Source organism: Kitasatospora sp. LaBMicrA B282, assembly GCF_050325825.1.
Classification (GTDB): Bacteria; Actinomycetota; Actinomycetes; order Streptomycetales; family Streptomycetaceae; genus Kitasatospora.
The window spans coordinates 1-10,263 of record NZ_JBNQTI010000228.1 but is presented as its reverse complement, the minus strand read 5'-3'; the positions used below and the strand labels follow the sequence as shown (position 1 = coordinate 10,263).

The 10,263-nt window shown below is 74.3% G+C and carries 8 protein-coding genes and 1 pseudogene; 5 read left to right on the top strand and 4 right to left on the bottom strand.

The window, feature by feature from the left end:
* The coding region (locus ACQRUO_RS36025; protein WP_428320386.1) for a hypothetical protein at positions 1–693 on the top strand (693 nt) is incomplete at its 5' end.
* A gap of 206 nt (positions 694–899) precedes the next feature.
* On the opposite strand, the gene ACQRUO_RS36020 is transcribed toward ACQRUO_RS36025, so the two are convergent.
* Positions 900–3,377: a YfhO family protein gene (locus tag ACQRUO_RS36020; RefSeq protein WP_428320385.1), complete on the bottom strand. Its 2,478-nt coding sequence runs from the start codon at positions 3,375–3,377 to the stop codon at positions 900–902.
* Between the two features lie 83 nt (positions 3,378–3,460).
* Here ACQRUO_RS36020 and ACQRUO_RS36015 point away from each other — a divergent pair, with 83 nt between their 5' ends.
* From ACQRUO_RS36015 to cimA, 4 genes are all read left to right on the top strand, one after another.
* Positions 3,461–4,093 (top strand): Uma2 family endonuclease, encoded by a 633-nt coding sequence (locus tag ACQRUO_RS36015; RefSeq protein WP_428320384.1) that lies wholly within the window; start codon positions 3,461–3,463, stop codon positions 4,091–4,093.
* 10 nt (positions 4,094–4,103) lie between these two features.
* Entirely contained in the window at positions 4,104–5,144 is a 1,041-nt protein-coding gene (locus ACQRUO_RS36010; protein ID WP_428320383.1) for a 3-isopropylmalate dehydrogenase, read from the top strand.
* Positions 5,145–5,333: 189 nt separating this feature from the next.
* Positions 5,334–6,446: a branched-chain amino acid aminotransferase gene (locus tag ACQRUO_RS36005; RefSeq protein WP_428320382.1), complete on the top strand. Its 1,113-nt coding sequence runs from the start codon at positions 5,334–5,336 to the stop codon at positions 6,444–6,446.
* 439 nt (positions 6,447–6,885) lie between these two features.
* Complete coding sequence (gene cimA / locus ACQRUO_RS36000) at positions 6,886–8,496, top strand: citramalate synthase (RefSeq protein ID WP_428320381.1); 1,611 nt, start codon at positions 6,886–6,888, stop codon at positions 8,494–8,496.
* Between the two features lie 43 nt (positions 8,497–8,539).
* Here the strand turns inward: cimA and ACQRUO_RS35995 are convergent, their stop codons facing one another.
* The 3 genes and pseudogenes from ACQRUO_RS35995 to ACQRUO_RS35985 all read right to left on the bottom strand — a co-directional run.
* Entirely contained in the window at positions 8,540–9,124 is a 585-nt protein-coding gene (locus tag ACQRUO_RS35995) for a GTP-binding protein (protein ID WP_428320380.1), read from the bottom strand.
* Positions 9,105–9,722, bottom strand: a complete 618-nt coding sequence (locus tag ACQRUO_RS35990; protein WP_428320379.1) for a DUF742 domain-containing protein — start codon at positions 9,720–9,722, stop codon at positions 9,105–9,107. Before ACQRUO_RS35990 ends, ACQRUO_RS35995 begins: the two co-directional genes overlap by 20 nt.
* 419 nt (positions 9,723–10,141) lie before the next feature.
* A pseudogene (locus ACQRUO_RS35985) lies at positions 10,142–10,263 on the bottom strand (roadblock/LC7 domain-containing protein); the annotation flags it as partial.

The following is a 10,263-nucleotide window of genomic DNA, read 5'->3' as shown; positions in this document are numbered from 1 at the left end:
CCGCCGTGCGCCGCGCTGCCCGCGGCCCGGGCCGCCGACCTGCGGGCGGTCGGCGCCGCCAGCGACGCCCCCGAGGTCGGTGCCGCCGCCGGCACGCTCTACCTGGCCGCGGTCGGCTGGGCCCCGGCGAGCAGCCCGGTCGGCGCCTGCGCCGTGCGGGCCACCCTGGACACCGACGGGGACGGGGTGCCCGACGCCCTGGTGCTGGCCGACCGGCTGCCCGGCAGTGACGTCCTGGTGGCCCGCCTGCTGGACGCGCGCACCGGGCGCCAGCTGGACGTCCAGCCGCTGAACGGGCACTGGGGAGACACCGACACCGATCTGCTGGACAGCGACACCGTCGTGCTGCCCATCCGGCTCGCCGCGCTGCCCGGGTTTCCGCCCGCCGGGGGCCGGATCCGCTACGCCATCTGGACCGGTCCGGTCGGCACCACCCCCGACCCGGCGAAGGCGTCGAGCGCTATCGGGCTGGCGGCGGGCCGTCCGACCCTGGAGTTCGACCCGCTGCACCCGCCGCTCGACACCCGCCTGGTCGCCGCGCCGCCCGGGACCGCCGCCATCCTGCAACCCGAACTCCCGGGCACGGTGTTGGAGGTGCACCGCAGCCCCGACGCGCACGCCGGGCTGCTCCTGGTCCACCAGCTGAACCTCGACGGCCGACGGGCCCAGCTGCTGCCCGGCCCGGGGGCGTAAGGGGGCGTGCGGGTGGGATCGGGGGCGTGAGGCTGACGCCTCCGCTGCGGCCGGGGCGCGGAACCTGTCGGCCAGTTCTCACCGGGCCGGCTGTCCGGCCGCCGCCTGCGGCGCGGCGGACAGCCCCGACCTTCCGCAGCGGGCGGGCCCGCGCACGGGGTCGGCCTGCTGCCGCTCGGCGGGCGCCCCCGCGGGCCGCCGCCCCCTCACCCCGCTGCCCCGCCGCCGTTCCTGCGCCGCCGCCACCAGGTCCAGCCGGTCACTGTCGCCCACACGACCGCCGCGCCCGCCGTCACCCAGAGGCCCGGCAGCAGCCCCGGGGGGTGGAAGGAGCAGGTCAGGTGGGTGGCCCCAGTGCCCAGCGGGACCGCGAGCAGCCCCTCGACCGAGCGCGCCGGTGCCGCCGGGCCGCCGTCCACCGCGCACTGCCACCCCGGTACGGCCGGCACCGCGAGCAGCGCGGTGCCGCTGCTGCCCGGGGGCAGGTCGGCCGCCACGGTGTGACCGCCGGCCCGGACCCGGGTCGGCCCCTGGGCGTGCAGCCGGTCGACCGCGGCGGTCAGGGCGGCCGGGTCCAGGCAGCCGAACGGCTCGGCCGGCACCTGGGTGGCGATGCCGACCCGGACCGTCACCCGGACCACCCCGTCCGCCGGCACCGGGCCGAGCGGCAGCACCGGCAGCGCCGTCTCGTCCTGCTGCCCGGCCGCGGTCAGCTCACCGTCCGGCCAGCTCAGCTGCCCGGACAGGTAAGGGGCGTAGAGGTAGGCCAGCCGGCCGGGGGTGCAGCTCGCGGTGAGCACGGTGCCCTCGCTGCCCGGTGGGGTGCTGGGCAGCGACCAGCCGCTGCGGCCGTGGTCGGTCGGCGCGGTCGGGCCCGTGCCGGGGACCAGTGGCGGGGTCTGGTACACCGTCGCGCCGAGCAGCAGCTGCCGTCGCGCCCAGACCGAGGAGGTGTCCGCGGGTCCGAAGGCGTGCACGGTGACCAGCGGCGCGGCCGGGGCCGACCGGACGGTCAGGTCGGGCCCCAGGCTCGCGCCGACCGCGAACAGCGCCTGCCCGACCGGGTCCGCGAAGCCGAGCGTCTGCCGGCCCTGTTGCAGCCACCCGGCGCCCAGCCCGTGCAGCGCCTGCGCGGTGGCGTCGGGCAGGTAGTCGCTGCGGTAGTCGCCGCCTTGGCCGCCCAGCAGCATCGGGTCGTTGCCGGTGAACAGCTGCGGGCCCGGCTCGGTGCGCCGCCCGGGCCAGGCCGACTCGGCGCCCGCCGCGAGCAGCCGGTCCCGCGCGGTCGCCTGGCTCCCGCCGGGGGCGGCCTGCCCCGGCACCGCCTGCCGCCCGCGCTGCTGCGCCTGCCCGCGCAGCTGCTGCACCTGGTAGGCCGCGAGCACCGCCCCGGCCAGCACCGCGCATCCCAGAACCGCCGCAGCCACCCGCGGTCGCCGCCGCGCCGCCACCAGTGCGGCCGCGGTCACCGGCACCCCGCCCGCGAGCAGCACCCAGCCGACCGCCCCGACCGCGGCCCGCCCGTGCGCGCTCACCGCGAGCAGCACCAGCAGCAGCGCCCCGCCGGCCAGCGCGCCCGCGCCCGGCCGCTCGGCCAGGCAGACCCAGGCCGCCATGGTGAGCAGCGCGCCCAGCACGAAGGTGGCCCGGTACGGGTTGCCCTCGGGGGCGTTCGCCACGTGCCAGAGCAGCAGCGTCGGCCGCCACACGAAGGCGGCGGTGAGCAGCAGCAGCGCGGCCGGCCAGGCCACCCGCTCAGCCGGGCGCACCGCCCGGTGGAACGGCAGCGCGGCGGCCAGCAGCAGGGGCAGCACCCCGACGAAGACGTCCGGCAGCCGCCGGGGGGCCAGGCCGCCGGGCAGCAGCCGGGCCAGGTAGTCGCTGAACCCGGGGACCTGCGGGTGCGGCACCAGGGCGGGCGCCGCGGCCAGCCCGGCCCGGTAGGTCACCCAGAGCACCGGCGCCGCCGCCGCGATCCCGACCGTCGCCATCCCCGCGGCCCGCCCCAGCACCCGCAGCCGCTCCCGCGCCGGCCGCCGGTCCAGCGCCACCCGCAGCACCAGCACCAGGACGGCGGCCAGCGTGGCGGGCGCCGCGGTGTAGAAGTCGCCGTACCAGGCCAGCGCCACGGCCGCGGTGCCGAGCGGCCAGCCGGTGCGGCGCAGGCAGCGGTCGAAGGCCAGGCAGAGCAACGGCAGCGCGACCAGCCCCCACAACCAGGCGGGCTGGCCCACGCCGTCCAGCAGGGTCCAGGCGCCCAGCGCGTAGCACCCGCCGAGCAGCGCCCGCTGCCACCCCGGTCCGGGACGCAGCCGGGCCAGGAAGCGGGTCATCAGCGCGGCCCCGAGCCCGATGCTCAGCAGCGTGGCGAGGAAGACCGCTCGCCACACCTGGGCCCGCGGGACCAGCAGCACCAGCAGCGAGCACGGGTTGGGCAGCTGGGTCAGCAGGTCCGGCAGGAACGGCACGCCGTACCCGCTGTTCCAGTTGAGCAGCAGGTCGCCGCCGCCGTGCCCGTGCAGCAGGTCCCACAGGTGGGCGTGCATGGGCACCACCTGCTCCGCGAGCCGGCTCCCGGCGGGCGGCGGGTGCCCGAACGGGTATCCGCGCCGCACCGCCAGCGCCACCAGGTACGCCCCCACCGCCAGCCCCGCCGCCCCCAGGGCCGCCCGCCTCTCCCGCATGACGCCATCATCGGTGACACGTTCGAGTGACTGCGCCTCAGGACCTGCCGAGTAGCCTGAAGAGGCCCGCCAGAATCCCTCGCATGGGAGTGATGATGAGCGTCGAACCCTTCCCGGACTGGCTGCGGCCGCCCGTGAGCGGGTGGACGGCCGAGGACCTGGACCGGCTCCCGGGCCTGCCTCCGCACACGGAGCTGCTCGACGGGAGTTTGATCTTCGCGAGTCGGCGGACCCGATTCCACTTCCGGACGCTCCGGTCGCTGGAGAACGGGTTGCTGGCGGTGATCCCGCCCGGGTGGGACGTCTGGCGCGAGTTCTCCGTGGTCCTGGGAGAGCGGAACCGGCCCGAGCCGGACCTGGCGGTGGCGCCTCTCGCGGCGGGGATCAGCCACAAGGACACGTGGATCAAGGCTGAGGACGTCCTGCTCGTGGTCGAGGTCGTCTCCGAGGAGTCGCAGGAACGCGACCGCGAGGTCAAGCCCCGCAAGTACGCCGCCGCCGGCATCCGTTACTTCTGGCGCGTGGAGAGCAACGACGGCAGCCCGGTCGTCTACACCTACGAGCGCGACCCCGCCACCAACAGCTACGTCCCCACCGGCATCTTCCACGACCGCCTCACCGTCGAGCACCCCTTCCCGCTCGACGTCGCGCTGACCACCCGCTCCACCCGTCCGGATTCTGGACAGGAGATGTCATCCCCTGGGACACCGGAGTAACGTCGCAGCCATGTCTCGCACCCTCCGTCTTGCAGTGATCCCCGGCGACGGGATCGGCCAGGAAGTCGTCGCCGAAGGCCTCAAGGTGCTCGCCGCCGCGCTTCCCGACGAGGTGAAGCTGGAGACCACCGAGTACGACCTCGGGGCCCGCCGCTACCACGCGACCGGGGAGACCCTGCCCGACTCCGTGCTGGCGGAGCTGAAGACGCACGACGCGATCCTGCTCGGCGCCGTGGGGGACCCGTCGGTCCCCTCCGGGGTGCTGGAGCGGGGGCTGCTGCTCAAGCTGCGCTTCGCCTTCGACCACCACATCAACCTGCGCCCGGGCCGGCTCTTCCCGAACGTCAGCTCGCCGCTGGCCGGCGACCCGCAGATCGACTTCGTGGTGGTCCGCGAGGGCACCGAGGGCCCGTACGTGGGCAACGGCGGCTCGCTGCGCACCGGCACCCCGCAGGAGGTGGCCACCGAGGTCAGCCTCAACACCGCGTTCGGCATCGAGCGGGTGGTCCGCGACGCGTACCGCCGGGCCGCCGCCCGCCCGCGCAAGAAGCTCACCCTGGTCCACAAGAACAACGTGCTGGTGCACGCCGGCCACCTGTGGACCCGGATCTTCGCGGAGGTCGGCCGGGAGTTCCCCGAGGTGACCACCGACTACCTGCACGTGGACGCGGCGACGATCTTCTTCGTCACCCAGCCCGAGCGGTTCGACGTGATCGTCACCGACAACCTGTTCGGCGACATCCTGACCGACCTGGCCGCGGCCGTCACCGGCGGCATCGGACTGGCGGCGAGCGGCAACATCAACCCGTCCGGCGAGTTCCCCTCGATGTTCGAGCCGGTTCACGGCTCGGCCCCGGACATCGCGGGCCAGGGCAAGGCCGACCCGACCGCCACCGTGCTGTCGGTCGTCCTGCTGCTGGACCACCTCGGTTTCACCGCCGAGGCGGCCCGGGTCGAGGCGGCCGTCGCCGCCGACCTGGCCGAGCGCACCGGCGCCTCCCGTTCCACCAGCCAGGTCGGCGACGCGCTCGTCGCCCGAGTAGCCGGCTGACGGGTCGGGCTGAGGAGAGGCGGTAACGGCGCCCCAGGAGGCGTGACAACTCCACAGCTGTTCGGCACGGCCCCTTAGATGCGAGTATCAACAGTGGGCCGTGCCTTCGGCGTACCCCGGGGGTCTCCCCGACCCGCCGCCGGATGGCGGTCACGGCCCTGACCAACCCCACGGTGAAGGACAGAAGCCATGACCACGCCCACCCAGGCGCCCATCACGTTCGAGCTCAAGCCTTCCGCACACCCGCTGCCCGCGGCGGAGCGCGAGGCCCGGCTGGCGAACCCCGGTTTCGGCCGGATCTTCACCGACCACATGGTCACCATCCGCTGGACCGAGGGCCGCGGCTGGCACGACGCCCAGCTGAGCCCGTACGCCCCGCTGGAGATGGACCCGGCGAACATGACCCTGCACTACGGGCAGGCCATCTTCGAGGGCCTCAAGGCCTACCGCCAGCCCGACGGCTCGATCGCCACCTTCCGCCCGGAGGCCAACGCCGCCCGCTTCCAGGCCTCGGCCCGCCGGCTGGCCATGCCCGAGCTGCCCACCGAGGCCTTCGTGAAGGCGGTCGAGCTGCTGGTCCAGCAGGACCGCGAGTGGGTGCCGAGCCAGCCCGAGCAGAGCCTCTACCTGCGGCCCTTCATGTTCGCCACCGAGGTCGGCCTCGGCGTGCGCCCGGCCAACGAGTACGTCTTCATCGTGATCGCCTCGCCGGCCGGCGCCTACTTCCCGGGCGGCGTCAAGCCGGTCTCGGTCTGGCTCTCCGAGGAGTACGTGCGGGCCGCGCCCGGCGGCACCGGCGCCGCCAAGTGCGCGGGCAACTACGCCGCCTCGCTGGTCGCGCAGGCCGAGGCCGCCGCGCAGGGCTGCGACCAGGTGGTCTGGCTGGACGCCGCCGAGCACAAGTGGATCGAGGAGATGGGGGGCATGAACCTCTACTTCGTCTTCGGCGAGGGCGCGGACGCCCGGATCGTCACCCCGGCCCTGTCCGGCGCGCTGCTGCCCGGCATCACCCGCGACTCGCTGCTCACCATGGCCGCCGACCTCGGCTACGCCACCGGGGAGCGGAAGATCTCCACCGAGGAGTGGAAGCAGGGCAACGCCGACGGCACCCTCACCGAGGTCTTCGCCTGCGGTACCGCCGCCGTGATCACCCCGGTCGGCTCGGTCAAGTCGACCCGCGCCGACTGGACCGTCGGCAAGGGCGAGCCCGGCCCGGTCACCATGCGCCTGCGCGAGACCCTGCTCGGCATCCAGGGCGGCACGGTGCAGGACACCCACGGCTGGCTGCACCCGATCGTCTGACCCGCCACCCGCCCTCGGGGCGCCCACACCCGCGGGTGCCCCGGGCCGGGGCGGAGCCGCACCGGCCCGCCCGACCCGCCCGTCCCGGATCGCGAGACATCGCGACCGGCAGGCGGAAGCTGTGCCAGACTGCAAGCGTGTCCTCGCTCGCGATGATTATTAGCAGCAGGCGCGCCGGTCCGCAGTGACCGTTCCGCAGTGAATCCCGCGGGACGACCACAGCGTCACACGACCCGCGCGCAGACCTCTCGCACCCGCGAGGGGTCTTTTGTTTTGCCCCTCGAGCCCATCCCACGCCGAGGAGGCAGGACCCGGAGCACCGGCGCCGCCCACCAGGCGGGCACGGACTGCGGGTGGCGCGCGGGACAGTGGACAGTGGAGCCGGGGACGGACATCCGGCAACAGCAGAGACCTCTCCCCGAACGGAGAAACCAGGGCCATGACCGACGGCAGTACGCGTCACCTTGACGACAGCTTCCACGTCTTCGACACCACCCTGCGCGACGGTGCGCAGCGCGAGGGGATCAACCTCACGGTGGCGGACAAGCTGACCATCGCGCGGCACCTGGACGACTTCGGGGTCGGGTTCATCGAGGGCGGCTGGCCCGGCGCCAACCCCCGCGACACCGAGTTCTTCGCCCGGGCCGCCACCGAACTGGACCTGCAGCACGCGCAGCTGGTCGCCTTCGGCGCCACCCGCCGGGCCGGCGGCCGGGCGGCCGAGGACCCGCAGCTGGCCGCGCTGGTCGACTCGGGTGCGCCGGTGGTCACGCTGGTCGCCAAGGCCCACGACCGGCACGTGGAGCTGGCGCTGCGCACCACGCTGGAGGAGAACCTGGAGATGGTCCGGGACAGCGTGGAGTTCCTGCGCGGCCGGGGCCGCCGGGTCTTCATCGACTGCGAGCACTTCTTCGACGGCTACCGGGCGAACCGCGAGTACGCGCTCGCCGTGGTCCGCACCGCGCACCTGGCCGGCGCGGACGTGGTGGTGCTCTGCGATACCAACGGCGGGATGCTGCCCGCCGGGGTGCACGAGATCGTCGCCGACGTGCTGACCGGCACGGGCGCCCGGCTCGGCATCCACGCCCAGGACGACACCGGCTGCGCGGTCGCCAACACGCTGGCCGCGGTGGACGCCGGCGCGACCCACGTGCAGTGCACGGCCAACGGCTACGGCGAGCGGGTCGGCAACGCCAACCTCTTCCCGGTGGTCGGGGCGCTGGAGATCAAGTACGACCGGCGGGTGCTGCCGCCCGGGCGGCTGGCCGAGATGACCCGGATCTCGCACGCCATCGCCGAGGTGGTCAACCTGGCCCCCTCCACCCACCAGCCCTACGTCGGGGTCTCCGCCTTCGCGCACAAGGCCGGCCTGCACGCCTCGGCGATCAAGGTGGACCCGGACCTGTACCAGCACATCGACCCCGAGCGGGTCGGCAACACCATGCGGATGCTGGTCTCCGACATGGCCGGCCGGGCCTCGGTCGAGCTCAAGGGCAAGGAGCTGGGCTACGACCTGTCCGCGGACCGCGACCTGGTGGGCCGGGTGGTGGCCAAGGTCAAGGAGCAGGAGCTGCTCGGCTACACCTACGAGGCCGCCGACGCCTCCTTCGAGCTGCTGCTCCGCGACGAGGTGCAGGGCGACCGGGCCCGGTTCTTCACCCTGGAGTCGTGGCGGGCGATCAGCGAGCAGCAGCCCGGGGGCCGCGCCGGCGACGAGGCCACCGTGAAGCTCTGGGCCAAGGGCGAGCGGATCGTGGCCACCGGCGAGGGCAACGGGCCGGTGGACGCGCTGGACAAGGCGCTGCGCGCCGCGCTGGAGCGGATCTACCCGCAGCTGGCCAAGCTCGAGCTGGTCGACTACAAGGTCCGGATCCTGGAGGGCCAGCACGGCACGGCCTCGCGCACCCGGGTGCTGATCGAGTCGGCGGACGGCAACGCGAGCTGGTCCACCGTCGGGGTGGCCGACAACGTGATCGCCGCCTCCTGGCGCGCACTGGAGGACGCCTACACCTACACCCTGCTCAAGGCGGGCCTCACGCCCGAGGACTGACGGTGCATCGGGGACCCCGGGCCCGACGGGGTCCCCGGCCCGGTCAGCGCAGCCGGGCCAGCAGGGCGTGCTCGACCAGGGTGATCAGGGCGCTCTTGGCGCTGTCCCGGCGGCGCGCGTCCAGCGTGATGATGGGCGTGTCCGGCCCGAGCTGGAGGGCTTCGCGGACCTCGTCCGGGGTGTGCGGCTGGTGCCCGTCGAAGCCGTTGAGGGCGACGACGAAGGGCAGGCCGCTGTTCTCGAAGTAGTCGAGGGCCGGGAAGCAGTCGGCGAGGCGGCGGGTGTCGACCAGGACGACGGCGCCGATGGCGCCGCGGACCAGGTCGTCCCACATGAACCAGAAGCGGTCCTGGCCGGGGGTGCCGAACAGGTAGAGGATCAGGTCCTCGTCCAGCGTGATGCGGCCGAAGTCCATCGCCACCGTGGTGGTGGTCTTGCCGGCGGTGTGGGTCAGGTCGTCGATGCCCGCGGAGGCCGAGGTCATGACGGCCTCGGTGCGCAGCGGGTTGATCTCGGACACGGCGCCGACGAGGGTGGTCTTGCCCACGCCGAAGCCACCCGCTACGACGATCTTCGCGGAGGTGGTGGCACGGGCGGCGGTCGCGGGGCTAGAGCTTGCGAAGTCCACTGAGGACCCTTTCGAGCAGCGTGACGTCGGGCTGGTTGCCGGATTCGCCCCCGGCGGCGGGCTGGTGGATGGCGACCAGGCCGGCCTCGGCCAGGTCGGCGACGAGGATCCGGGCCACCCCGAGCGGGAGCGAGAGCAGCGCGGACACCTCGGCCACCGACTTCACCTCGGTGGCGCAGAGCGTGCAGATCCGCTGGTGCTCCGGCAGCAGGGTGGCCAGTTTGGCCTGGTCGACGCTGGCCGAGACCAGGGCTTCCAGGGCCAGCTCGTAGCGCGGCCTGGTCCGCCCGCCGGTCATCGCGAACGGCCGGATCAGCGGCCCGCTGTCGAACTCCTGGTCCGGCCCGGTCGACCGCGAGGCCGCGGCGTACGGGGCCGGCTGCACCGGCTGCGGGGCCGGTGCGTGCTGGGGAGCCTGCTGCGGGAACGCCTGGCCGTGCTGCGGGAGGGGCTGGCCGTACTGGTCACCGAACTGCTGGCCGTACTGCGGCCGGGCGGACTGTCGGCCGTGAGCGGCGCCGGGCGTCCCGAACGCGTCGTGGCCGGTGCCGGGGTACGGGACTCCGTACTGGCCCTGGCGATCGTCGGGCGGTGTCACGGTTCCTCTCCTCACAGGATGCTGCGGTGCGGTGCAAGGTGTGCGGGGCGCGGTCCCGGGGTGACCCGGAGCCGGTGGTGCGAGGTGCCGGTACAAAGCCCGAAACCGAGCCCGTCGCCGCGGGCTCGGAAGGGGCGGCTGGATACTACAAGTACTACGGCGGTGACGACACGGCGTCACCGGGGTTTCCGATGCCCCGTCAGGACCATCCGACGATACGTCAGAGGTGCAAGTGGGGCGCTCCGTCGGCCGGCCGTCGGGCGGTCCGGAGGGCGAACAGTGGCCGGATCCGACCTTCCGTCAGACCGGATCATCTGTCAGGTCCGGCCGTTGCGTCCGGCCGTCCGACCGTTGCGTTCGTCCGGCCGTGCGCCGGGCTCCGACCGGCCGTCGGATCACGACGGCCGGTCGGCCCGGACTCAGTGCAGGAGGCTGCCCTGGAGTTCGGCGCGCAGGGCGGGGGTGAGGACGGCGCCGGCGCGGTCGACGAGCAGGGCCATCTCGTAGCCGACGAGGCCGATGTCGGAGTCGGGGGAGGCGA

What these genes read in the sequence shown, in the direction of transcription:
- ACQRUO_RS36020 (WP_428320385.1), bottom strand. Translation starts at nt 3,377, where the DNA reads ATGCGGGAGAGGCGGGCGGCCCTGGGGGCGGCGGGGCTGGCGGTGGGG.
- ACQRUO_RS36015 (WP_428320384.1), top strand. Translation starts at nt 3,461, where the DNA reads ATGGGAGTGATGATGAGCGTCGAACCCTTCCCGGACTGGCTGCGGCCG.
- ACQRUO_RS36010 (WP_428320383.1), top strand. Translation starts at nt 4,104, where the DNA reads ATGTCTCGCACCCTCCGTCTTGCAGTGATCCCCGGCGACGGGATCGGC.
- ACQRUO_RS36005 (WP_428320382.1), top strand. Translation starts at nt 5,334, where the DNA reads ATGACCACGCCCACCCAGGCGCCCATCACGTTCGAGCTCAAGCCTTCC.
- cimA (WP_428320381.1), top strand. Translation starts at nt 6,886, where the DNA reads ATGACCGACGGCAGTACGCGTCACCTTGACGACAGCTTCCACGTCTTC.